Raw genomic sequence first — 24,021 nt, 5'->3', positions numbered from 1 at the left:
GCCTAAATCGTTACTGTTGATAGTTTAAAATCCTTCATTACTTCCTTGGCCACCACTTCACCTGAGATTAGGGAAGGGGGTACTCCCGGGCCAGGTACGGTCAGCTGGCCAGTGTAATAAAGGTTGTTTAAATTCTTGTTCTTTAAAGTAGGCTTAAGAAATGCGGTCTGGGTTAAGGTATTAGCAAGTCCATACGCATTGCCTTTGAAGGCATGGTAATCCTTGCTAAAGTCCGCATGTGCATAACTGCGCTTATAGATAATATGTTTTCGGACCGGTTCATTTATGTATTTCTCCAGCCTTTCCATTACCATGTGGTAATACTTTTCCCTAGTCTCCTCGTCATCTTTGAGGTCTGGAGCAAGGGGGACTAATACAAATAGATTCTCCTTGCCTTCTGGAGCTACACTTGGGTCCGTCACAGAAGGTGCACAAACATAAAATAAAGGCTTTTCTGGCCAGCGTGGATTGGTATATATAGCATCTGCATGCTCTGCCAGTGATTCATCGAAGAACAGGTTATGATGATGGAGGCTTTTTAATTTTTTGTCCACACCTAAGTAAAAAATCAGACTGGAAGGCGCCATCACTCGTTTATTCCAATATTTTTCTGGATAATTGCTCACATTAGGAGGAAGCAAATGTCTATCGATATGATGATAATCGGCACCTCCGATTAGGATGTCTAATTCATGGCGGGTATTGTCTTTTAGAACCACAGCAGTGGCCTCGCTCTGTTTGGTTTGGATATAATCAACTTCGGCATCGTAGATGATCTTTACGCCCTTTTCTTCAGCTAGGGCCACCATTGCCGCTATGATCTCATGCATACCGCCCAAGGGGTACCAAGTGCCCAGCTTTATATCAGCATAATTCATCAAGCTATAAAGTGCGGGTATCTTTTCGGCCGTCTGGCCTAAAAACAAAACCGGGAATTCCAGCAATTGCAGTATCCTTGGGGATTTAAAATACTTTCTTAGGTGCCTTGACATGGATTGGAACAGATCCAACTTGATCAAATCTTTGACAAGGGAAACCTGCGTAAACTCCAACATGGACTTGCTGGGTCTGTAGACAAAATCCTGTATGCCCACCTGATATTTATAGGCTGCCTGCTCAAGGAAAAGCTCCAGTTGCTTTTTGCTTCCTGGTTCGATTTCCTCAAAAATTTCTTTCAGTTCCTCCAGAGACGCAGGAACGTCCAATCGGTCGTTCTCACCAAAATATACCGAATAGGAGGGGTCGAGCCTTATCAGCTCGTAATAATCCGAAGTTTTTTTACCAAAAAAGGCAAAATATTTATCAAACACATCCGGCATCCAATACCAACTTGGACCCATATCAAAAATAAAACCCTCGGCTTCGAACTTGCGAGCTCTTCCACCGGGGGTTCCATTTTTTTCCAACAAGGTCACTTGGTAACCCTGATGTGCTAAATGAGTAGCGGCGGACAATCCGGCAAAGCCGGCACCAATCACTACTACTTGATTTTTTGACATACTAATTCTTATTCTTATATACGTTTAGTTCTTCTTTGAGGATTTTTCTAGCAATGTGTATCCTATTTTTTACTGTTCCTATTGGAATAGCCAGCTTACCCGCGATTTCATGGTATTTAAAACCTCTGAAGTGCATCATAAAGGGGGTTTTATATACATCATCCAATTTGGCAATCGCATTCTGAATGTCTTCCATAGCAAAATCACCGTATGCGCCATTTTCGATAAGGCTGTCACCCGAATTGATGTAGTGAAGGTTGTCCGTGGTATCCACAAAGGTTCCTCTTCTTATCATTCGCTGGTAATTAGTAATGAAGGTATTTTTCATTATGGTATATAACCAAGCCTTCAAGTTGGTACCGTCAGTAAACTTATCTTTATTAGTAAATGCTTTGACTATAGTGTCCTGCATCAGATCATTGGCATCATCCATATCTCTGGTAAGCTTTAGGGCGAAAGGCTTTAGGGATTTGGACATCTTGTGGAGTGAGTAGCTGAATTCTAAAGTTGTCATCGTGTAGTAGTTTTAGTGGTGTTTAATGGTTTTGTTTAAGTAAAGTTAATGAAGTTTAAACAAATATCCAATAATGAGTAGGAAAATTTGCAGAAAAATTTTTGATAATCTGTTGTTTCCTATCAAAAATGCCCTATTGAAGCCGGGAGGGCTAAAAACAAAAAAGCAGGAATAAGAAATATCCCTGCTTGCAAATGTTAGGTGTGAAAAAGCGGTTACTTATTTTCTCCGACGGCCTCAAGATCCTCTAAAAGCTCTTTAATTTGCCGGATGTGCTTAAACACTTTGGCATTTTCCGGAACTTCCAAGTCTTGGTTCAAAACCTGGTAACCGGTAAGCAGGATTTGCGATTTTTGGAACCTGTCACATAATGCCTCTACGTAATCTTGGACATACTCACTGCTAGGTGAGGTAGTGACAATGGTCAGTAAAAAATCAGGTTTATGAATTTTATAAACCGACAACAAATCATCATTTGGTGTACTTTGGCCTAAGTAAATGACCTTGTGTCCCTTAGACTTAATTATATACGCCGCAAATAACAGTCCAATTTCGTGCAATTCTCCCTCGGGTAAAAACAATAGCCATTTTTTTCCGCTATCCCTATACATCTGTCCATCTATCGCCACGATTAGTTTCTGCCTGACCAAATTGCTTATAAAATGCTCATGTGAAGGGTTGATGGCGCCTGTTTGCCATAGGATGCCGATTTTGGCCAAAAATGGATAGATAATATAGATCATGGTTTGCTCAAAACCGATCTTAAGGATGTTAGTTGAAAGAATTTTGTCAAAACGTTCCTCGTCCATTTCCACCATGCTGATGGTAAGTGCATAGATCTGGTCTTCATGGGTGATGGTACGTTTGGTAAGGCTATAGACTTCCTCACGCATCTCTTCCATACCCATCTTGGCGATCTTGCTGATTTTGTAGCCATTTTCATTAAGCAGGGCCACGTTAAGGATCAACTTAAGATCGTCATCATCATAAAATCGAATATTTGTATCTGTCCTCTTAGGACTAAGCAGACTATAGCGCTGCTCCCAAATCCTCAGGGTATGGGCTTTGATCCCCGACAGCTGTTCTAGGTCTTTTATTGAATATGTACTCACTATGATGTTGATTAAATTATTGATCCTTTCCTTTAATGATCCTCCCACCACCAACTGCACTTTGCTAGGAAGAGATAAATTTTATAAAAAAAAATGAGATTTTAGGAGCCTATCTTCTTTTAAAAGCCAATACTTGGAAGAATACTCTTTTATTACCATTAATAGGTAGTTAATTTTTTAATTGTCTACCTGACATTTATCTGTTTTTAGAGCATAAATAATTGAAATATGTTGTTAATTTTAATAAAACCATTAAATATTGTGAATTTTCATCCTTACAGGATGATTGCTAGAAGTGCAAAGAATGCAGTCATAGCTAATAGTAAAGTAAAAGAGAGGGGGTTTTGTTTAGCGAAATGAGTCTTTTTGTAAAACAATTGTAACAATAATGCCACACCTAACCATCCCATGTAATTACTTATTGGTATCACTCCGCCTTCCCATTGCCAAAAATCCAGAGCCACTGCTACAGGTTCAATTAAAAAATCCATGCCCACCATAAGCACTGCCGAAAGAAAAGCCGCAGCATAATCATTGCTCACAAAACCATGTACTGCATGTCCGGTCAGGTAGACTAGCAAAAACCAATTAACCCCGATCATCAGAGGGACATCCCAAATTTTTAATCCCAAAACTTCGCCGTAAACATAATTTCCAAAAATCAACCCCGTCTGCACTCCAAGTACCTCAGCTAAATAACCGACTAGAAAAGTCCCCATCGCAAAAACAATAAATTTGGGATTCCAATCCGAATGGAATAAGAGTAAGGAAAAAGCACTGATAGCTAGATGAAAAGGTGTAAGGAACTGGAAAAGGGGACGAAGTGTGGGGGCTGACATCCCTATCACTCCCACGGCATATAGAAGAACGGTTACTATCTTCCAAAGCCTTAAATTCTTGAAGATTGAACTGTCTTTAGACTCAACTGCGGTACTTGGCATAAATTTAAACCTGCTATTATGGTTCATTGCTTAACTCAATAGCCTTATATTTGTTATAAAGTTGGCAATCTACATAAAATAAGAAATAGATGATATTATATAGCGTGACAGTCAATATTGACAATTCAGTGGAGCAGCAATGGTTGGATTGGATGAAAACGGAGCATATCCCTGATGTGATGGCTACTGGGATGTTTTGTGAATACAAGTTTTACAGACTATTGCATGAAACTGAGGACGGAGGGGTCAATTACTCCGTGCAATACTTTGCAGATCACATCGACCGAATCGAGCAATACCAAAAGGAATTTGCCACTGAGCTTCAGCAGGAAGTTAAGAAGAGGTTTGAAGGGAAGTATGTGGTTTTTAGGTCGCTTTTGGAATCAGTTTAAAAGTGTACTAAGTACGATGTACTAGGTACTAAGTAATCCGGAAATTTACGGTTGTTTTATACCTTTTAGGCCTTGATTAAATTTTTGGCCTTTCGTATTCGTACTTGCCCTTTTTTCTCCACTTTATCATTCATTATTCATCATTCGCTATTCATTATTAAAGTATTCACTTACTTTTTCCGCGAAGAGCCCTCCCCGAAATCACTTTTCAGCTTAGAGTGATTCGGGGTTACCTTTTTTCATATTCTCCATCGCTATCAGCCTTATTCCTTCCAAAGTCAAATTCCTGTCCACCTCATCAAATTCACCTTCAAGTTTGACCAAGATCGAAGATAGGCCGCCTGTGGCAATGATTTTAAAATTCATTTCTTTCAGTTCCTTCTTGATATCGGCGAGCATTCCCTTAACTAAGCCGGTATAGCCATAAAGAATTCCGGCCTGTATGGAATGGACTGTGCCTTTTCCTACCACTGAGTCGGGCCATTCAAGGCTGACTTCGGGAAGTTTGGCGGTATTGGTGGAGAGGCTTTTGATAGCTGTTTTGATTCCAGGGACGATGTTTACACCCAACACTTCCCCAGTTTTTCCTATGATGGTGAAGGTTAGGGCCGTGCCAAAATCCACAATTATTGTAGCCTGTTGGTATCGCTCATAGGCTGCGGTCACGTTGGACATTAGGTCGGTGCCGATCTCGTCGGGTCTGGCGACTTTTACCTTTAAGGTATCATAACTTTTGCCCGTGATGATATGGGGTTCCCGGGCAAAAAAAGATTTGCAGAACTCAGTGATAGTAGCATTCAGTTCCGGCACCACCGAACTCACACCTATTCCATCAATATCGCTAACATGGTAATCTTTTTCCAAAAAGTAGAGATGCATTTTATCCTGAAGTGAAGACACCAGCAGGTCAGGCCTGGTCTCTATCCTAAGCTCAGCCTTCCATTCCCCCTTTGCTAGGTCATATAAACCGAAGACTATGTTTGAGTTTCCTATGTCGATTGCTAAGAACATATGTACGTATTAAACTTCATTATTCATCATTTTTAAAGTACCAAGTACAAGGTACCAAGTACCAAATATTCCTGATTTTACCGTTATCTTAAGCCAATTTAGGCATTCCTTCATTTTTACCCATGGTTCGCTTTTAGCGAATAGATCCCGCCTTTATTCACCTAAGTTAATTTGACTCAGTCAGGAAGTAGGTTCAGCTTCCAGAAATAAACCATATTGTTATGTGGTCCAATTGTTTAATCCCTGCCGAAAATAAGGTTCTGGGCGACACAATAGAACAATGACAACTCGACAACTGCCCGGGGAGGCGAAGCCGACCCACGGGCGGACAACGGCAAAGCGGACAACCAAACAGTTTTTACTTCCTCGTGCTTCCCACTTCGTACTTAAATATATAAAACCCCATGCATCTTTCTGCATTTTTATTAACTTCAGCGCCATGTACACGATCAGAGAAGGAAAAAAAGAGGATTTGCCAAGGGTTTTTGAACTTATCCAAGAACTTGCCCTATACGAAAAGGCACCAGAGCAGGTGACCAACACGGTCGAAATGATGGAAAAGGACGGCTTTGGTGACAACCCGGTTTTTGGGTTCTTTGTTCTCATCAAAGATGAAACCAATGAAATTATCGGGACGGCAATTTATTATTATAGATACAGCACCTGGAAGGGGAAACGGCTTTACCTGGAAGATTATATCGTCACCGAGCAGGAGAGAGGTCAAGGTGCAGGAAAACTGCTTTTTGATAGAGTGCTCCAAAAATCTCTGGAGGAAAACTGCACCGGCATGATGTGGCAGGTCCTAGACTGGAATGCCCCGGCGATCAACTTCTACGAAAAATACAGCACCTATATGGAAGGCGGCTGGTTCAACTGCCATCTGCAATCGGAGGAGATAGAGGCATTGCTGAAGGCTAAATAGGTCACTACGAGAAGTGGAAGATGGGTACAAAGGGGGGAGAGAAAAGGGCACAATGGGCACAAAGGTAAAGAAGGGCACGAAGGGGGGAGGAATAGGGCACAATGGGCACAAAGGTAAAGAAGGGCACGAAGGAGGGAGGAATTGGACACGATGGGCACAAAGGTAAAGAAGGGCACGAAGGGGGGAGGAATTGGACACGTTGGGCACAAAGGAAAAGAAGGGCACGAAGGGGGGAGGAATAGGGCACAATGGGCACAAAGGAAAAGAAGGGCACGAAGGGGGGAGGAATAGGGCACAATGGGCACAAAGGTAAAGAAGGGCACGTAGGAGGGAGAGAAGAGGACACGATGGGCACAAAGGTAAAGAAGGGCACGAAGGGGGGAGGAATAGGGCACAACGGGCACCAAGGAAAGGGCACAAAGAGGTTTATTAATAATTGGAAATAAGGAAATTGTATTAATCAACCTATTGGTAAGCAAAAAAGGAGAGAATTATTGGATAATTTTGTATTTTCATTTTTTTAATCTCTATCATACTTTTTTATGGAAACTGAGGAATTGTTGGCTAAAGCAATCTTAAATGCTGCCTTTAAAATTCATACTGACCTGGGACAGGGGTTACTTGAAAGTGCATATGAAGAATGCCTGTCCTATGAATTAGAAAAAAACGGTCTTTTGGTCGAAAAACAAAAAATTCTTCCTCTTAGATATTGCGATCTTGACCTCAAGGCAGGGTATAGGCTTGACCTTTTGGTGGAAAACAAGGTCGTCATTGAGGTAAAGGCAGTAGAGACTATTAAAGACGTGCATATCGCTCAAACCCTTACCTATTTAAGGCTAACCAAATGTAAATTAGGTCTTTTGCTTAATTTTAATGTAAAATATCTCAAGTACGGAATAAAACGAGTAGTAATCTAGCCAGAATATCCAACTCTTACATTGTGCCCTTATTTTTCTTTGAGCCCTTTGTGCCTATTTTTTCGAACTTAGTGTACCTTTGTGCCCAATTGTTTGCACATGAAAAAGTTGTTACTAGCCATATTTTTCCTGCCTTTATTTTCATTTGCTCAAAGTGAGGCTGATGAGGGGGGGGCGAGTAGGGGGAAGGTGTTTGAGAAGCTTTTTGACGCCGCTGATGGGGTAGTGGACTTTATTAGCGGGGAGAAGTGGAGCTTTATTCCGGCGGTGACATATTCTCCGGAGACCAGCCTGGGCCTTGGTATCCGTGCTATCCGTATATTCCGACACCAAAATGACACCACCGGAAACGTACGTCCAAGTACCTTACCGATAACATTTCTTTATACACTCAACAGACAGGCAATCCTCACCGGGGAACTCAATTACTGGCTCAACGAAAACCGGGATTTTCTAAATGCCCGAATTGAATTGACGGATTATCCTTTTAAGTTTTATGGAATCGGAAATGACCTCCCCGCCGCACAGGAGGAGTATTACGCTACCCGATACATTTACATGCACCTCAATTACGAAAGAGAAATTCTTCCTAGACTGTATGTCGGGCCACGATACGAATTCCGCACCGATGAGATCTACGAAAAGGAACCAGAAGGCATCCTTGACCGCCAACTTGTTGCCGGGGCGAATGGACAAAGACTTTCCGGACTCGGTATGAAGGTCAACTGGGACTCCCGGGACAACATCTTTCAGCCAAGCAGGGGGACCTTCCATCAGTTCTCCTACATGACCTTTCAGCCTTTCCTAGGCAGCAATTTTGCCTTTGATCAATTTGATGCCGACTTTAGGAAATATATAGGCTTCAAAAACCAAAATGTACTGGCTTTGCAAAGCTGGTGGAGTTTTACCACTGGCAATCCTCCCTTTCAACACGTAAGTCTTATCGGCGGAAGTGACCGTATGAGGGGATATTTTGAGGGAAGATATAGAGACAACCTAGCCATGGTGCATCAGGCTGAATATAGATTCAAAGTATACCGTAACCTGGGAATGGTAGCTTTTGGTAGTGCCGGACAGGTGGGAGACCGCTTTTCCAGCTATAATCTAAGTCGTATGCGTTATGGTGCAGGGGTAGGTTTCCGCTACCGTCTCAACTCTGAAGGCCTCAACATCCGTCTTGACCTGGCTTATGGGGATCAGAGCGCTTTTTATTTTGGTTTGAATGAAGTGATTTGAGGATTAACCGCAGAGAAAATAAAATTCACCGCAAAGGACGCTAAGGGGCGCAAAGAAAAAATTGAGAAGGCGCGAGAGGTTTCCTGAATTTCACGTAGCGTTCATAGCGAATTCGCAGCGGCCGCCGCGGGAAACTTGACAATCAAAAAAGACGGACGCTTTTACTTATATATTATGATACCACTTTCTACTCCACACCTTGCCGGTAATGAATGGTTATATGTAAAAGAATGTCTCGACTCTGGCTGGATCTCCTCCTCGGGTGATTTTGTGCCAAAGTTTGAGTCTGCTATTGCCGAGCTTATCGGTTGCCCACATACAGTGGCGTGTGTAAACGGTACTGTAGGACTTCAGCTGGCCCTGCAAGCTGGAGGGCTGTTATCAGGTGAGCACGTAATTATTCCTAACCTGACTTTCGTAGCAACGTCCAATGCCGTGCATCATGCTGGGGGTGATCCCATTTTGATGGATGTGGATAAAGAATGTTGGCAACTTGATCTGGATTTACTGGAAGATTTTCTGGGCAATCAGACTTTTCAAAAAGAGGAAAACGGAAAAATCTCCACCTTTTTCAACAAGACAGGAAAGAGGATAGCTTTCATCATGCCAGTACATGTTTTGGGAAATATGGGTGATATGGATAGGTTGACTTCAATTGCCAACAAGTATCATCTCAAGATTGTGGAGGATAGCACCGAGGCCTTGGGAAGCACTTTCAAGGGAAAACATGCTGGGACCATTGGGGATTTTGGCGTTTTTAGCTTTAACGGGAACAAAATCATAAGTACCGGGGGCGGTGGGATGATCGTGTGTAGGGAAAAAGGAGAGGCGGACAAACTCAAGCACCTGATCAACCAGGCGAAGGCCCATCCCGAGGAATATACCCATGATGAAATTGGCTATAATTTCCGCATGGTGAATGTCTTAGCAGCCATTGGATTGGCCCAAGCAGAACAGTTTGGATCCCATCTTGCCAAAAAAAGAGATATAGCGAAAACCTATAAGAGCCAGCTGGAAGGATTGAAAGGTATAACTTTTCAAAAAACATTGCCAAAGGTTGAAGCCAATCAGTGGATGTTTACTGTTCTGGTGGAGGATCCGCTTGGTTTACACAATTGGTTGAAAAACCATAACATTCAGACCAGGAGACTTTGGGTGCCCATGGACCAACTTTCCATTCATAAGCATTTGCACTACATACAATCTGATAATCAGAGCTATCAGCTTTATGAAAATGGATTAAGCCTTCCCTGCTCGGTGGGCTTAGAAGAGAGTCAATTAATTCATATTATTGGTAAAATAAAAGAATTTATTGGTGTATAATACGTCTGAATAGAAATTTTATTCTAGTTCCCAATAAAATAATCGCTTTTACTTTTGAATATCTAAATTTTTATTCTTCTTTATCTCATAAATAAATTAATTAATATAACGGGACAGTTATGGTAGGATTTTTACGTGTAGAGGAGTTTATAGACAAACATATTACAAAAAGGGAGCGCAGTTTTTTTGCGGAGGATTTTGAAAGCAAGAAGCCTTCTCTCAAGAAAGAAATAGAAGGTAAATCCATCCTCGTTATTGGCGGGGCAGGTACCATCGGATCGGCATTTATCAAAGCAGCGTTGGAGTTTTCGCCAAGCCGATTGTTTGTGGTGGATATCAACGAAAATGGCCTGACCGAGCTAACCCGCGATCTTCGCAGCACTCCTAATCTAAAGGTGCCGGAAACCTACAAGACCTATCCAATGGATTTTGGTTCTTTGGCCTTCCAGAAGCTTTACCTGCGGGAAAGCAACTTTGACATCATCGCCAATTTTGCCGCGCACAAGCATGTAAGAAGCGAGAAGGATATTTTTGCCATTGAGGCCATGTTGGATAATAATGTCTTCAAGCCTAAAAAGCTTCTTGAACTATTGAGTTTGAGGCCGCCTAAGCATTTCTTCTGCGTGTCCACTGACAAGGCCGCCAACCCGGTTAACATTATGGGGGCAAGCAAGAAGCTGATGGAAAACATCCTGCTAGCCTATCAAAATGAATTTAAGATTACAACCGCCCGCTTTGCCAATGTGGCCTTCAGCAACGGAAGTCTTTTGGACGGGTATATTTATAGGATAAAAAACAACCAGCCGCTTTCCTGCCCGGAAGACATCCAAAGATATTTTCTCTCCCAAGAAGAAAGTGGGCAACTCTGTCTTTTGGCAGCTATTTTCGGTGAAAGTGGTGATGTTTTTTTTCCGAAGCTGAAGAAAGAAAGCCTTGTTTCCTTTAAATCCATCACGGAAGCTTTGATAAAACAGTTGGACTTGAATATAAAAACATGCAAAACTGAAGAAGAAGCAAAACAATATGTACCTTCAGGCTCGGAATACCCCGTTTACTTCTTTACCTCTCATACGACGGGAGAAAAATTGGTGGAGGAGTTTTATTCACCATTGGACATTATTAACGATTCGGCCTTTAAAAGTCTTGGTATCATCAGCAACGGAAGCCAAATTGAGATGGGTAAAATCGTCAATGTTCTCAACCAAATCCGTGAGCTTTTGGACTGCACCAATGCGGAGAAAGCGGACTTGGTAAACCTTCTGGCCCTTCACATGGGAGATTTCAACCATGTGGAAACCGGAAAATCCTTAGATCAGCAAATGTAGAAGTGTATGATCCTTTGATCTGTTTATGAAAAGAACTTTTGATATTACCGTTTCACTGGTGGCGCTTATTTTGTTTTTGCCACTGTTGGTTCCAGTCATCATTGCCCTTCGCCTCACCGGCGAGGGCTATGTTTTTTATAAACAGGAAAGGATAGGGCAAAATAACCGCACATTTTTTATTTACAAATTCGCCACCATGCTCAAGGACAGTCCCAACTTGCCTGGAGGTATAATCACCACTAAAAGGGATCCTAGAATGACCCCAATGGGTCCGTTTTTGAGAAAGACCAAAATCAACGAACTGCCTCAACTTATCAACATTTTAAATGGTGAAATGAGCCTAGTAGGCCCCAGACCAGTGATGATGCAGAGTTTTGAGAAATATCCTCCAGAGGTTCAGAAAACCATTTATCAATTGCCTCCTGGCTTGACGGGGATAGGTTCTATCATTTTCAGCAATGAGGAACAACTGATAAGCGAAGTGAAGGAGAGGGGAGAAGATGTATGGGACTTTTACATTCACCAGATTTATCCCTATAAAGGTGAGCTGGAGATGTGGTATCAGCAAAATGTTTCCTTTCAGACGGACTGTAAAATTCTGTTTTTAACTCTTTATTCTATTTTCTCTGAGGATAAGGATCTTACCTATAAGGTATTCAAAACCTTGCCTCGAAAGGAATATGTGTTTCAAACAGATCTAGCCTAACTTTTTGTGCAAGTTCCAAGGTAAAAAACAATTGTTGGAAGGTTTTTTGCAATAGTTGAGGTAGCGCCTCGAATTGTTTTTTCGGCGTTAGTTTTTCTACCCAGCTAATTTTTGCCATGAATCGTTTTTTAATTCTCACACTATTAGTATGCTTGCTTTCTGCCAATTTAAAGGCTCAAAGCTTCAACTATAAAAGCCCTGACAGGCCTTGGTCGGCCGAAATTGGGGGCGGGACTTCTTTCGTGCTAGCGGACAATTCCTTTCCGTTTGATGATCAATTAACTTTTCGGCCTACCTTTGGCGGATCACTTGGCCTTACCCGCAATGTGAGAAATAACTTTGGTTTGAAGGGAACAGTGGGTTATCAGAAAGTAATGGGGGAGGCACTTGTACCTCGGGAGGAGAGACTTTCGATGGGTATGGATGGGCATGCTTATCAATTTTATGGATATACCATCTTTGCGGATTTCTCTCCTGAGATCAAATACCTAAACAAGACTTTTATCAATAGCCGCTCACACATTAATATGTATTCAAGCCTTGGGGTAGGAGCATTGATGGTGTTGACGGATAATCAAATCCAGACAGGTTCGGGAAATGAAAAACGAAAAAATAATTTCTTAACCCCTATAATTCCCTTTCGCACGGGCGTATCCTATAGATTTTTGCCTCTCTATGAAGCCTCCCTAGAAGCCGGCCTGTTATTCACTTTTTCCAACAACATTGATGGACGTACCAACAACAATGGGATTGACGACCATATTTTGAGTTTCAAGTTCAAATTAAGAAAGCTGTTCTCATTTGATTATTAATTTTCTCCCGACTTCGGTCTTCGGTCTCAATTATAAAGACTTCTGCGAATGGCCACTTTGAACTGGAAAAGGTAATCATTTCCAAAAGTGTTGTAACCTACATTGCCATCAAGGTCATCCGATAGGGTGAAGAAGAAAGAGGTTTCTGCGGCAGCCGACCAGTTTATGTTCAATTGTCTGGAATAGCCAAATCTAAAAGGAAAATAGGCGGTTTGGGTGAATGCATCCTTGGTGACCACCCGTTCGGCAATAAGCGTTTGCTGTGTTCTGTACACTTGCAATATGCCTAGTCCTATACCTCCGTAAAACCTATTTGGGGACCTTTTATAAGGATCCCCGAAAGTTATTTCCGGCATGATATCGAAATAGTAGGCTGTTCCAGAAAAGGCGAAGGCCTGATTTTGTTCCCCCCATTTTTCAATTGTGCGATCCGGCACCTGCGTGTTGCTCTCCAGCCATTGTGTTCCTAGAGTGGCTCTGATGCCAACCTTTGGGTTGAGGTGATAAACATATCCCAAGTCAAATACTGGCCTGGTTTTGAAATCAAATTGAGTCAGTCTTCCCCCATTATCTGCATACATAAATCCGGGGCCAAATCCCAGCATAATGGTATGTTTAGGCAGTTTCATGCCCGGTCCAAAACTCTGCGAGAACGCCTGGAAGCAGATAGCAAAAAAGAATATTGTAGATAAAAAGTGCTTTTTCATGAAATAAGCTTTTCTATTTATTAGCAAAGGTTTGACCAGTTTTTTGTTGTACCATACGATTCCCCCTTAGAAGGGGGGCAGGGGGATGTTGAAGATAAACTCCTTCGCGGATTAAAATAGCCACCAAGTCGCTCGAAGTTTGAAAAGAAGTCGCACAAAGTTTAATGAAGGTGGGCTCGACGTGACGAAAAGGGGGCGCAAAGGGCACGAAGGGAAAGAAGGAGCACACTTGTCCCGAGTAGCGCAGCGGATCGGGAAAGGGATGAGAGAGACGAAAATAAATGGTCACCAAGTCGGGGTGCTCCTGAGAGCAGGAATTTTTCCCTTCGTACCTCGTATTTCGTCCTTCTCACTTCCCATTTGGCTCTTTTTTTGTAATCTCAATCTTGATTACTTTTAGACAATCACCATATGAAAACAAAATTTTTACCTCTATTCCTCATACTTTTTATGGGAGGATTTCAGGTCGTGATGGGCCAGAATTTTAATTTTCAAAGCCTAGACCGGCCTTGGGCTGTAGAGGCTGGTATTGGAGTCGGTTGGACGTATGCCGACAATTCCAGTGCCTTCCGGCGGGCAAGTTTTTCTCTACATCCTGCAGCTTCAGTCTCCTTGGCCCGAAATATTTCGCCTGTCATATCTTTGCGGGGTACCTTTGGTTTCCAGCAGATGGAGGGAAATTTTAATGCAGACCTGGACCGTAAGATCCGTATGGGAGAGCAAGGCAATGCCTATCACTTTGGAGGTGAAATCTTTTATTTCGACTTTATGCCCGTGTTCAACTTTGTAGGAGGACCACGCCACGTCAATCGTAGCCAGGTAAATATCTATGGAGGCGTTGGAGTCGGGGTATTGGGAATCATGGGGGATTATGACATCATGGTGAATGGCGAGTCCCAAAACATCAACAACGACATGGTGATAGCCACCTTCCCCGCCCGTGCCGGAATCTCCTACCGCTTCCGTCCACAGCTGGACTTTGCCCTGGAAGGAACTGTCCTAATTACTTTAAGGGATGACATTGATGGGCACACAGGGTACAACCGCTTTGATGATTACCCTATGAACGTACAGTTTAAAGTGAGGAAGATGTTTTCGTTTGATTATTAACTTATTAGATTGGTCTAGAGGTTTATTTCCCGGTGCTGACGCACGGCGGGAGGTTTAGGGGTTTAGTAATGAAGGCAGATACGTTCTCTGCCCTCATCTATAAACCCCTAAACCTCCCGATTTGCGCAGCGCCAATCGGGAAATACACCTCTACACCTATTTAAATATATACGCCACCCCCACATTCTCCACAAAATTCTTTCTGTCCGATCCAGGGGTCATGTAGAAGTCGGGGTCGTTTTCTAGGTACCATTTGTAGTTTAGCGTGTTTACATACTGGAACCTGTTATGCCAAGTCTCTGACTTGCGCATCCCTGTGTCGTTATTAATTCCTAATTCAATGGGGTCACCAAGTCGCGCTAAGTTAAAAAGAAGTCGCACGAAGGGGTGAGAATTAATAATTAATAATTAAAAATTAGGAATTTGAAGCACGGCAGTTCATTATTAATTCCTAATTATTAATTCCTAATTCAATAGGGTCACCAAGTCGCACAACTTGTCCCGAGCAGCGGAGCGAATCGGGAAAGTAAAATGGGGCACCAAGGAAAAAAAGGACACCAAGTCGCACTAAGTTTAAAAGAAGGACACAAAGGCCTCTTCGCGGAGAAATTGGGGCACCAAGGGCTCAAAGAGAAAGAAGGGCACGACTTGTTCCGAGCGGCAGAGTGTATCGTGAAAGGACTGAAGGGTGGCGAATGGCAACCATCAGCCTTAAACCTTTAACCGGTGCCGCAGGCATGATAAACCTTTAAACCAACCCGAGGCGTTAATCCCAATAAAACGGATTATGCCGTCCAATATATCTCCTAACCATAATCTGAAACTGAAACAGCATATCATTATGCAGTTCCTTAATACGGATGTTGTTGCCATCCACATCGGAACTCATTGCTGTCATCAGGGTGATCTCAGCGCCGATATCCCAGTTGCGGCGGAAGTTTGTTGAGGCACCGATCCGAAGGGGAATATAGGCAGTGGTGGTGTTTCTATTGATTGTGGCATCCGCGCCAATAAAAGTTTCACCGGTTTCCGGTATAATCACGGTATTTAAAAGCAACCGGTCTTCTCTTCTAACATGCATGACCCCTATACCTATGCCTCCATAGACATTGACTTTGTAATTGTACATGTCTTTCATACCTCGGTTCGGATTAAATTGATACATGGGCATAATATCCGCAAAATATGCCTGTCCCTTGAAATCATAAGCCTGATCATCTAAGCTCCATTGAAGAATGGCATCCATATCATCCACTCGTCCTCCCGCATCAAGTACCTGCACCCCCGAGGTAACTCTCACATCCCATCTTCTCCTTAGCTGATAATTGACCATCAGAGAAGCAGAAGGGCGGAAGCGGTAGTTCATGCTGCTAAGCGAACCGGTGTTGTCTCCATAGATCATGGAGGGGCCGATGCCCAATGCCACATAATCCCGCAGATCGAGTTGCGCCGATGCAGGCGTGACGTTTAGAGCAAACATAAAAAGTATGGCTATTAGGTATTTCATAAGTATAAGTCTAAAAATTTGTATAAATGCAGGGATTGCAAATTGGAGTAGTACAAAAAAAAGACCAAAGTAGTGTATTTATGAAATAGATTTGATTGGTGTAGTGGTTTATGTCCGCTCGTGGCTGCGCCCCAAGCGAGACGGTTTAGAGGTTTAGGGATGAAGGCAGATCCCGTGGACTGGCCTCATCTCTAACCTTCTCTACCGTCCCGAATCGGCTCCTAATATTTCACAGGCGCTCCTCGGGACATCTACTATCTACTACCTTCGTATATACCTTTTCACTACAAAATTCGCTTGCAGCAACACATCAATCCCAATCTTTTTATTTCTCGTGATATTCCCATCGATATTCGAACCGGTGACAGGGAGAGCGGTGAGCTCAAAGCCGAAATCCCAGAGATCTTGCGTGTTGGTGGTCATGCCCAGCCTAATTGGGATATAGGCATTGGTGCTAATGCGGCGCTCAACAACGGTGGGGTCTTGGTGGCCGGGGATGGTTTCTTGTTGGGGTCTTTCTTCTTCCCGGACAGCATGCATGAGGCCCAAGCCTAGGCCTACATAATAATTCACCCAATACTGTCTTCTTCCGGGAATGTTGGGGTTGATGTAATAGATCTGGCTGGCATCGGCGTAATATACCAGGCCTCGGAAGTTGCCTGCCTGTCCACGGAGCTGGCTAAATACTTCCTCGTTATCCGGGTGGTTGGCACTTATCCACTGCATGCCCACGGTGGCGCGGAAATCCCAATAGTCGGCGACATGCTTGCTGTAAGTGAGGGCCATACTGGGGCGAATCTTGAATTCCCCGGTTTCGTAGTTGCCTCCATTATCCGCATAGATCATAGATGGGCCGACAGAAATTGATAGATAGTCCCGATAGAATTGGGCATTAGTTTCGGTGATCGAAACAATTGCAAATAATAAAATACAAATTAACTTATTCATACTGCAAATTGATAAAATAGCGGTATTAAGTAAGATAATATTTGGGTATAAAGCAAGTGGTAGGTGTAGAGGTTTATGTCCGCTCGTGGCTGCGCCCCAAGCGAGACGGTTTAGGGGTTTATAGATGAAGGCAGATCCGTTGCTCTACCACCCCGAAGCGCCTCCTGATTTTTGATAGGTGCTTGACGGGAGCAATTCCCCCTTTGAAGCGTCAGTCCCGAGAAGTGAAACGGATCGGGGGGGGGTAGGGGAATGTGGTAACGGTTTCAAAAAAAAATAAAACCGCAAAGAATATAAGGTTCGCAAAGGAGATGAAGCAAAGAAGGTGGTTTCAGGATTTAAGTTAAAGATGAAGGAGTCCGGAGGATTTCGTAATTCTGGTTGGGGATGTCTGGACGAGTTTATTGAAAAAATATTCGCTTCCTATTCCCATGAAAATATGGATTTCTAGGGAAATGTTTGCTCCATCTTAACAGCTGTGATTAAACTGAAAATAGATAAGACTCCAACTCTTCGTCGGTCTTAAAAATTATTCTTTCTACAAATGTTGACTTCTTATAATCCACCTTTTTGGATTGGGCCACTGTTTCAATCATTTGATTTACGTTTTGAGAAACATTGGCTAGTGAAATGGATTTACCCCTATTCTGAAATTTCTCTAAATAAAGGGTGAGTTCATGCGCAGCAGCTCTAGAGATAAATACTATGTCAGAAAAGTCGATAGTAATAAAGTCTACATTAGGCAATTTATCAAAAATCAGCCTCACAGATTCTCTATTACTGACAGCTTCAGCATAATATTCGGAAAGCATGATGGTTGTTGATAAATTCTTCATAACAATGCAAAGTTAAATCTATTAAACTTATTCTGTATAACTATAAATGTTAAAAGTCTTATTGAAGTTCAAAACCGGTATTCTTAAAAATGCCAGTGAGAATGTTATTTCTCACCGTTGTATCTACTTCTGTTTTACCATTGTTAAATTTAATTATTGGCAAATAACTCTTTCCGGAAAAGGCCTCAAGATAATTCTGCCAGTTTTCGGTAAATATAGGATTAAACCCTTCTAAAAAACGAATAGTGCGTGGATAGCTCGATGAAGGTGCTAATTCAACTTTTAGACTTTGACTATTATTGACTATTGCAGAAAAGAAAATAGACAATAATGGGGGGCAGAAATTAAACTCTGAAAAATCAAGCTTTACTTGCTCCTCCAAATTATTTTTCAAAAACTCCCTTATTATGGATAATTGATACCCTGGTCGATAATTCCATTCTAAAGATTTAATCACTATTGTTTTCAAAACCTTACTCCCTCCTCTAAAATTGGAACCTTCCTGAAGCCCCTTAATCCATTAATCCTCAAAATGCGGCTTTTGATTCACCATGTGCATATTATCCCGGTACCAGATCAAATCGGAAATGACCATTTCTTCTACCAGGGTAGGGAGGTCATATTTGGGTTGCCAGCCGAGACGGTCGCGGGATTTGGTGGGATCACCGATGAGGAGGTCGACTTCGGTGGGGCGGAAGTAGCGGGGGTCCACTTGGACGAGTTTGAGGTTTAAGAGTTTAAGGTTTAGGGGGTCGAAGGGGAGGCCGCTGACTTCTTCGAACTTCTTTTCATCAATGGCTGCAAGAATTCCAACCTCTTCTACGCCTTCACCTTCCCATCTCAGGGTAAAGCCAACATGGGCGAAAGCCATGTTGATAAAGTCTCGGACCTTGGTGGTGATTCCGGTAGCGATGACAAAATCCTCGGGTTCGTCCTGCTGCAGAATTCTCCACATTGCCTCTACATAGTCCTTGGCATGCCCCCAATCACGCTGGGCGTCGAGGTTTCCGATATATAAAGTCTCCTGTTGGCCTAAGGCAATCTGCGCGACTGCCCGGGTGATTTTTCTGGTCACAAAAGTCTCGCCTCTCAGCGGAGACTCATGGTTGAACAATATCCCGTTGCAGGCAAACATCCCATAGGCCTCACGATAGTTTACGGTGATCCAGTATGCGTAAAGTTTTGCAACCGCGTATGGTGAACGCGGGTAGAAAGGCGTGGTTTCGCTTTGGGGAACGGCTTGGACCAGGCCATAGAGTTCCGAGGTAGAGGCCTGATAAACTTTTGTTTTCTTCTCCATACCCAGGAGTCTGACAGCCTCCAATATCCGCAGGGTCCCTATCCCGTCAGCATTGGCTGTGTATTCCGGGATATCAAAGCTCACCTTCACATGGCTCATTGCGGCAAGGTTGTAGATTTCGTCGGGTTTGGTTTCCTGAATGATCCTGGTAAGGTTCATCGAGTCCGTCATATCCCCATAGTGGAGTATGAGTCTGGGATCCTGTTCGTGAGGGTCCTGGTAAAGGTGATCAATCCTGTCGGTATTGATCAGCGATGCCCTACGTTTTATCCCATGGACCATATAGCCCTTTTCTAAAAGTAGCTCGGCAAGATAAGCGCCGTCTTGGCCGGTGATTCCTGTTATTAATGCGGTTTTCATGTTTGAAAAAGTTTAAGGTTTATTTGTCCGCTGCGCGGACGTTCACGTAAACTATTCCCCCTTTGAAGGTAGGGGGATGTTGAGTAGGGGTTAATTACGTTGCTACATCCCCCCCGCCCCCTTCAAAGGGGGAGTTGAGTCTGGTGACCCCGTCCCTCCCGATCCGCCTCGCTACTCGGGACAGGCTTTCAAAGGGGGAGTTGAGTCTGAGCTCCTCAATCTTATCCCAAATTATATCCAGACAATCATTCATGTTTCTTTTCACAGCTATGTCACTTAATCTAAGAAAACGGACTCCTAAATTTTCGAGGATACGTTGTCTGCGAATATCATTTACAGCGACATCTTCATATTCATGGCTATTGCCATCGATTTCTATAGCCAACATTAACTCATGACAATAAAAATCGACTATAAAGTTATTAATGGGCACCTGTCGATGAAACTCGACGCCAAAGGCTTTATTCTTGATTTGCATCCAGAGTAAAACTTCGGATAAAGTGCTGTTATTTCGAAGTTCCCGAGCCAAGGCTTTCAATTTTGGGTCATATGGTAAAAAGTTTTTTCGCATGGTTTATAAAAAGTTGTTTGATTACTTCCTTTAATCTCTACCTGACATCCCCCTGCCCCTCCCGATCCGCGAAAAGCTCCTCGGGACAGGCTTTCAAAGGGGGAATTGTACGCGGCCTTAAACCTACAACTTCACTTCTTTTACCCTTCCTATATTCTCCACATACCACTCATATGTCCTCCTAATTCCCTCCTCCAGTTCAATCTCCGCCTTCCAGCCAGCATTACTCAACCTGCTTACATCAAGAAGTTTCCTCGGCGTACCATCTGGCTTTGTGGGGTCAAAGTGGATGGGGCCTTGGTGGGCGGTGAGGCGCTGGACCATTAGGGCTAAATCTTTTATGGATAGGTCCTTGCCGGTTCCTACGTTATATAGGGATTCGGGCAGGGTGTTTTCCAGGGCAAAGACAACTGCACTCGCCAGGTCATCCACATGCAAAAACTCCCGTAGGGGGTTTCCTGATCCCCATAGTTCGACAGGCTCACTAACCTTAATTTCGCCAAACTCACCTTTCACCTTGGCTTCATGAAACTTTCGGATCATGGCGGGGAGGACGTGGGAGGTTTGGAGATCGAAATTGTCGTGGGGACCGTAAAGGTTTGTCGGCATAAGGCTGACGTATTCCTTACCATATTGCTTTCTTATAGCCTCACAGGCTTTTACCCCGGCGATCTTTGCCAGAGCATACCACTCATTAGTTTCCTCCAGTGAACCGGAAAGGAGGTATTCTTCCTTCAGGGGCTGGGGAGCGTGTTTGGGGTAGATGCAGGATGAACCGAGAAAGATGAATTTCTCAACACCTGACTTCAGAGAGGCATCGATCAGGTTGTTTTGGATCATCATGTTGTCCATGAGAAACTGGTACGGATAATCCCTGTTCGCCAAAATGCCACCTACTCTTGCTGCGGCATCAATAACTACCTCAGGACTATATTCATTGAAAAAGCTTTGTACTTGAGATTGGTTGCGAAGGTCGAGTTCGCTGCTGGAGATAGCCACAATATTTTCATAGCCACCTGCCCTCAAAGCCCGATGAACCGCTGAACCGACCATCCCCTTGTGTCCGGCTAAAAAAATGCATGTTTGTTTTGTGATTAGCATATTAAACTGAAAAAATTGAAGGTTAAATATAGATTAATGGTTTTAAAAAGCGAAATAAATATTGAAATAGTTTAGAGGTTTAATTCCCGGCGCTGACGCGCCTTTTGGTTTAAAGTTTAAGGTTTAAAGTTTAAAAATTACGTTCACGGACCTGCCTTCATCTCTAACCTTCGCCGCGGTGGTAAAGGCATGGTTCCTGACCTAGTCGAAGGGAAGCCAGCCACCACGCGGCGAATCTACTTTCTACCATCTACTCTACCCGATGATTCCGAAGTAGAAAGTAGATGTCCCGATTGGCGCCGAGCAAAAGTCACGGGGGCGCATCGGGACGGTAGAGGAGTTTAGGGAAGGTTTAGAGGTTTATTTCCCGGCGCTGACGCGCGGCGGGAGGTTTAGAGGTTAGTCGCGATGCGCGGCAGAGGGATGCAGGTGGAGTATGGATCTGTGACAACCCTGACAACAGTCCCGTGGTCCTGCACAGCAGGACCACGGGACGGACAACCCTGAAAACCACGTTACTCTATCACCGGCTGTCTGGGGGTCCAAGGGAGGTATTTTCTCAGGATAAGCTGCGCCTGCGGGAGCATGTCGATCGGGATGGAGTTCCACTGCTGGTCATTGCCGTCTATTCGGGGGCTGGTGGCGATGAGGGAACCTAATTCCAGACCTATAGCCCAGTTGTTTTCCAGATTCATGGTCACTCCAAGTCTGATGGGAAAATATAGGGAAGTAGTGTTGCGGTTTTGAGACTCCAGTGTGTAGTCATTGGCACGCAACATATCAGTGGTGAGGCCAAATGGAAGCACCTGGTCAGTCCGGTTGACGAACATCAGCCCAAGTCCAAGTCCGCCGTAGAAGTTGAACTGCCCCTCATAAGGGGTGAAGTGGTAAACCGGCATAAAATCCGCGTAATAAGCCTGGCCGCTGAAGTCAAGCGCATTTCTGGCCTCTATCCAGTGGGCAATGTCATCGGCTGGGTAATCCACCAGTCTGCCGGATACCGACTGGGTTCCCAAACTCACCCTCCAGTCAAACCGCTCGTTATATTCTTGGGTATAACCGAGCGTAAAGGCGGGGCGGATGGGGAAATTCAGGGAGCTGAAATCCCCTGCGTTGTCGCCGTAGACGAAGGCCGGGCCGACGCCAAGAGTAACCGAGTTTCTTGAATACTGGGCATTGGCCTGCAGGCTAAAGATGATAAGTAGGCTAAGAGAAAGTAATAGCTTTTTCATGATATAGTTGGTTTTTGGGATTGAAAACCACCAAATTTGAGCCAAAGGCGGTTGATGTAGAAAAAATAACCGCAGAGACTCAGAGGCACAGAGAGAATAAAAAGTTCACCGCAAAGTTTTTTGAAGGAGCGCAAAGAAAAAATAACCACAGAGCACCAGAGGCACAGAGTGATTACCAATTTTCAACCGCAAAGTTTTTGAAGAAGCGCGAAGAAAAAATTTGCTTTGCGTCCCTTGGCGTCTTTGCGGTTAGATTTTTTTAGGGAAAAACACAGATTACTCGGATTACACAGAGCCTCGACGAGGAAGAAATGGGTCACTAACGAAGCTAATTCCCCCTTTAATAAAAATTGGACACAAAGGTACAGATTGAAAAAAAGGTTCACCGCAAAGTTTTTGAAGAATCGCAAAGAAAACAAACTTGCTTTGCGCTTCTTGGTGTCTTTGCGGTGAGTCTTACAAGCTATCCCTTATTCCAATTATCACCCTTTCAACATCATCATCCGTCAATCCCGTATTCAGCGGTAAACTCAAGGCTTCCCGGTGGATCTTCTCGGTGATGGGGAGATTGAGGTGTTTAAATTCGCTTAATGCAGGCTGCCAATGCGGTGGGGTGGGGTAGTGGATGGCGGTTTCGATGCCCTTGGCTATTAGCTCCTTTTTTATCCGGTCCCTTTCCGGATGGAGAATTACAAATAGATGCCAAATATGCGATTCAGGATTGTTAAAAACTGTGGGAAGCGTAAGACCACTTCCTGATAAGCCTTCAAAATAGAGATTTGCCAGCTCCCTTCTTTTCTGATTTTGGCGGTCTAGATGGGGATGCTTGATGGAGAGGAAGGCTGCCTGAAGCTCATCCATTCGACTGTTGTAGCCTTTATAATCATGAATGTTTTTCTCAGAACTCCCATAATTTGCTAAAGCCCTGATGGTGGAGCCCAGCTTTTCATCATGGGTACATACGGCCCCCGCATCCCCGAGGGCACCTAAGTTCTTGGTGGGGTAAAAACTGAATGCCGCAGCGTCTCCCAGTGCCCCTGTTTTCCTGCCTTCCCATTCAGCACCTAAGGCCTGGGCGTTGTCCTCTATGATTTTTAAACCATATTTAACTTTTAGCCGCTCCAGTTCCGCCCCCCAACAGGCCTGTCCGTAAAGGTGGACCACCATTATGGCTTTTGTACGGGAAGTGATGTGCTCTTCTACCTTTTTCAGGTTTAAGTTATAGGTCACCGGATCAGGTTCCACCAAAACTGGATTTAATTTATTGGACGTGATAGCCAGGATAGTAGCCATGTAGGTGTTGGCTGGTACTATCACCTCGTCACCTTCATGGAGCTGCCCAAGTTCCATATATCCCTTCAAGATCAGCCTCAGCGCATCCAGCCCGTTTCCAACATTAATGGTAGAGGGGACACCGATATAGGTAGAAAGTTCACTTTCGAATTTCTGGGTAAATTCCCCATTCAAATAATTCCCTGACTCAATTATTCGAGCAGCCACATCTGCCATTTGCTTGGCGTAGGGCTGGTTGAGTTTTTGGAGGTCGAGGAATTTGATCATGGTTTAATGGTTGATGGGATTAACGGATTAAGGAGCTTCGCCATGGTTATCATGCCTGCGGCATTGTTTAAGGTTTAAG

General features: G+C 43.7%; 26 protein-coding genes. 10 read left to right on the top strand and 16 right to left on the bottom strand.

The genetic code is table 11. The features are described from left to right. Positions 1 to 2: 2 nt before the first annotated feature. The 4 genes from FPL27_RS00340 to FPL27_RS00325 all read right to left on the bottom strand — a co-directional run bounded on the left by FPL27_RS00340 (position 3) and on the right by FPL27_RS00325 (position 4,066). A complete protein-coding gene (locus tag FPL27_RS00340; protein ID WP_143959186.1) occupies positions 3 to 1,499 on the bottom strand; it encodes a phytoene desaturase family protein in 1,497 nt (498 codons plus the stop codon). Between the two features lies 1 nt (position 1,500). Next, entirely contained in the window at positions 1,501 to 2,013 is a 513-nt protein-coding gene (locus FPL27_RS00335) for an RNA polymerase sigma factor (RefSeq protein WP_143959185.1), read from the bottom strand. Between the two features lie 215 nt (positions 2,014 to 2,228). Further along, positions 2,229 to 3,125 (bottom strand): MerR family transcriptional regulator, encoded by an 897-nt coding sequence (locus FPL27_RS00330; RefSeq protein ID WP_143959184.1) that lies wholly within the window; start codon positions 3,123 to 3,125, stop codon positions 2,229 to 2,231. Between the two features lie 275 nt (positions 3,126 to 3,400). Further along, positions 3,401 to 4,066: a carotenoid biosynthesis protein gene (locus FPL27_RS00325; RefSeq protein ID WP_143959183.1), complete on the bottom strand. Its 666-nt coding sequence runs from the start codon at positions 4,064 to 4,066 to the stop codon at positions 3,401 to 3,403. 89 nt (positions 4,067 to 4,155) lie between these two features. Here FPL27_RS00325 and FPL27_RS00320 point away from each other — a divergent pair, with 89 nt between their 5' ends. After that, positions 4,156 to 4,458 (top strand): DUF4286 family protein, encoded by a 303-nt coding sequence (locus tag FPL27_RS00320; protein ID WP_143959182.1) that lies wholly within the window; start codon positions 4,156 to 4,158, stop codon positions 4,456 to 4,458. A gap of 213 nt (positions 4,459 to 4,671) precedes the next feature. On the opposite strand, the gene FPL27_RS00315 is transcribed toward FPL27_RS00320, so the two are convergent. Further along, the gene (locus FPL27_RS00315; RefSeq protein WP_143959181.1) at positions 4,672 to 5,469 is read right to left on the bottom strand and encodes a type III pantothenate kinase; all 798 of its coding nucleotides are present in this window, start codon (positions 5,467 to 5,469) and stop codon (positions 4,672 to 4,674) included. Between the two features lie 439 nt (positions 5,470 to 5,908). On the opposite strand from FPL27_RS00315, the gene FPL27_RS00310 reads away from it, so the two are divergent. From FPL27_RS00310 to FPL27_RS00280, 7 genes are all read left to right on the top strand, one after another. Beyond that, positions 5,909 to 6,391 carry a GNAT family N-acetyltransferase gene (locus FPL27_RS00310; RefSeq protein WP_143959180.1) on the top strand — a complete coding sequence of 161 codons (483 nt, stop codon included), beginning with the start codon at positions 5,909 to 5,911 and terminating at the stop codon, positions 6,389 to 6,391. 542 nt (positions 6,392 to 6,933) lie between these two features. Next, complete coding sequence (locus FPL27_RS00305) at positions 6,934 to 7,308, top strand: GxxExxY protein (protein ID WP_143959179.1); 375 nt, start codon at positions 6,934 to 6,936, stop codon at positions 7,306 to 7,308. A 99-nt stretch (positions 7,309 to 7,407) separates the two neighbouring features. Next, complete coding sequence (locus FPL27_RS00300; protein WP_143959178.1) at positions 7,408 to 8,544, top strand: BamA/TamA family outer membrane protein; 1,137 nt, start codon at positions 7,408 to 7,410, stop codon at positions 8,542 to 8,544. 174 nt (positions 8,545 to 8,718) lie between these two features. Then, on the top strand, positions 8,719 to 9,867 hold the full coding sequence (locus FPL27_RS00295; protein WP_143959177.1) for an aminotransferase class I/II-fold pyridoxal phosphate-dependent enzyme: 1,149 nt from the start codon (positions 8,719 to 8,721) through the stop codon (positions 9,865 to 9,867). A gap of 119 nt (positions 9,868 to 9,986) precedes the next feature. Then, positions 9,987 to 11,192, top strand: a complete 1,206-nt coding sequence (locus tag FPL27_RS00290) for a polysaccharide biosynthesis protein (protein ID WP_143959176.1) — start codon at positions 9,987 to 9,989, stop codon at positions 11,190 to 11,192. Between the two features lie 25 nt (positions 11,193 to 11,217). Beyond that, positions 11,218 to 11,898 carry a sugar transferase gene (locus tag FPL27_RS00285; protein WP_143959175.1) on the top strand — a complete coding sequence of 227 codons (681 nt, stop codon included), beginning with the start codon at positions 11,218 to 11,220 and terminating at the stop codon, positions 11,896 to 11,898. A gap of 116 nt (positions 11,899 to 12,014) precedes the next feature. Then, positions 12,015 to 12,710, top strand: a complete 696-nt coding sequence (locus FPL27_RS00280; RefSeq protein WP_143959174.1) for a hypothetical protein — start codon at positions 12,015 to 12,017, stop codon at positions 12,708 to 12,710. 26 nt (positions 12,711 to 12,736) lie between these two features. Here the strand turns inward: FPL27_RS00280 and FPL27_RS00275 are convergent, their stop codons facing one another. Next, complete coding sequence (locus FPL27_RS00275) at positions 12,737 to 13,417, bottom strand: hypothetical protein (RefSeq protein WP_143959173.1); 681 nt, start codon at positions 13,415 to 13,417, stop codon at positions 12,737 to 12,739. 411 nt (positions 13,418 to 13,828) lie between these two features. On the opposite strand from FPL27_RS00275, the gene FPL27_RS00270 reads away from it, so the two are divergent. Continuing rightward, positions 13,829 to 14,527, top strand: a complete 699-nt coding sequence (locus FPL27_RS00270; protein ID WP_143959172.1) for a hypothetical protein — start codon at positions 13,829 to 13,831, stop codon at positions 14,525 to 14,527. Between the two features lie 156 nt (positions 14,528 to 14,683). Here the strand turns inward: FPL27_RS00270 and FPL27_RS19710 are convergent, their stop codons facing one another. From FPL27_RS19710 to FPL27_RS00230, 9 genes are all read right to left on the bottom strand, one after another. Further along, on the bottom strand, positions 14,684 to 14,839 hold the full coding sequence (locus FPL27_RS19710) for a hypothetical protein (protein ID WP_185974255.1): 156 nt from the start codon (positions 14,837 to 14,839) through the stop codon (positions 14,684 to 14,686). 454 nt (positions 14,840 to 15,293) lie between these two features. Then, positions 15,294 to 16,034 (bottom strand): outer membrane beta-barrel protein, encoded by a 741-nt coding sequence (locus tag FPL27_RS00265; RefSeq protein WP_143959171.1) that lies wholly within the window; start codon positions 16,032 to 16,034, stop codon positions 15,294 to 15,296. Between the two features lie 261 nt (positions 16,035 to 16,295). Next, positions 16,296 to 16,982 (bottom strand): hypothetical protein, encoded by a 687-nt coding sequence (locus tag FPL27_RS00260; RefSeq protein WP_143959170.1) that lies wholly within the window; start codon positions 16,980 to 16,982, stop codon positions 16,296 to 16,298. 482 nt (positions 16,983 to 17,464) lie between these two features. Next, positions 17,465 to 17,818 carry an STAS domain-containing protein gene (locus tag FPL27_RS00255; RefSeq protein ID WP_143959169.1) on the bottom strand — a complete coding sequence of 118 codons (354 nt, stop codon included), beginning with the start codon at positions 17,816 to 17,818 and terminating at the stop codon, positions 17,465 to 17,467. 58 nt (positions 17,819 to 17,876) lie between these two features. Then, on the bottom strand, positions 17,877 to 18,212 hold the full coding sequence (locus FPL27_RS00250; protein WP_143959168.1) for a hypothetical protein: 336 nt from the start codon (positions 18,210 to 18,212) through the stop codon (positions 17,877 to 17,879). 126 nt (positions 18,213 to 18,338) lie between these two features. Continuing rightward, complete coding sequence (gene gmd, locus FPL27_RS00245) at positions 18,339 to 19,478, bottom strand: GDP-mannose 4,6-dehydratase (RefSeq protein WP_143959167.1); 1,140 nt, start codon at positions 19,476 to 19,478, stop codon at positions 18,339 to 18,341. 94 nt (positions 19,479 to 19,572) lie between these two features. Then, positions 19,573 to 20,049: an endonuclease domain-containing protein gene (locus tag FPL27_RS00240; protein WP_143959166.1), complete on the bottom strand. Its 477-nt coding sequence runs from the start codon at positions 20,047 to 20,049 to the stop codon at positions 19,573 to 19,575. 123 nt (positions 20,050 to 20,172) lie between these two features. Then, complete coding sequence (locus tag FPL27_RS00235; RefSeq protein WP_317129411.1) at positions 20,173 to 21,150, bottom strand: GDP-L-fucose synthase family protein; 978 nt, start codon at positions 21,148 to 21,150, stop codon at positions 20,173 to 20,175. Positions 21,151 to 21,665: 515 nt separating this feature from the next. After that, positions 21,666 to 22,382 (bottom strand): outer membrane beta-barrel protein, encoded by a 717-nt coding sequence (locus tag FPL27_RS00230; protein ID WP_143959165.1) that lies wholly within the window; start codon positions 22,380 to 22,382, stop codon positions 21,666 to 21,668. Positions 22,383 to 22,402: 20 nt separating this feature from the next. On the opposite strand from FPL27_RS00230, the gene FPL27_RS00225 reads away from it, so the two are divergent. Then, positions 22,403 to 22,645, top strand: coding sequence for a hypothetical protein (locus tag FPL27_RS00225; protein ID WP_143959164.1), 243 nt, complete (start codon positions 22,403 to 22,405; stop codon positions 22,643 to 22,645). Positions 22,646 to 22,838: 193 nt separating this feature from the next. Here FPL27_RS00225 and FPL27_RS00220 read toward each other — a convergent pair whose 3' ends face one another. Next, complete coding sequence (locus tag FPL27_RS00220; RefSeq protein WP_143959163.1) at positions 22,839 to 23,942, bottom strand: DegT/DnrJ/EryC1/StrS family aminotransferase; 1,104 nt, start codon at positions 23,940 to 23,942, stop codon at positions 22,839 to 22,841. Between the last annotated feature and the right edge of the window lie 79 nt (positions 23,943 to 24,021).

Origin of the sequence: Litoribacter populi, assembly GCF_007483685.1 — a bacterium.
GTDB lineage: Bacteria > Bacteroidota > Bacteroidia > Cytophagales > Cyclobacteriaceae > Litoribacter > Litoribacter populi.
The sequence above is the reverse complement of the archived record's forward strand: the minus strand, read 5'-3'. Positions and strand labels throughout refer to the sequence as shown.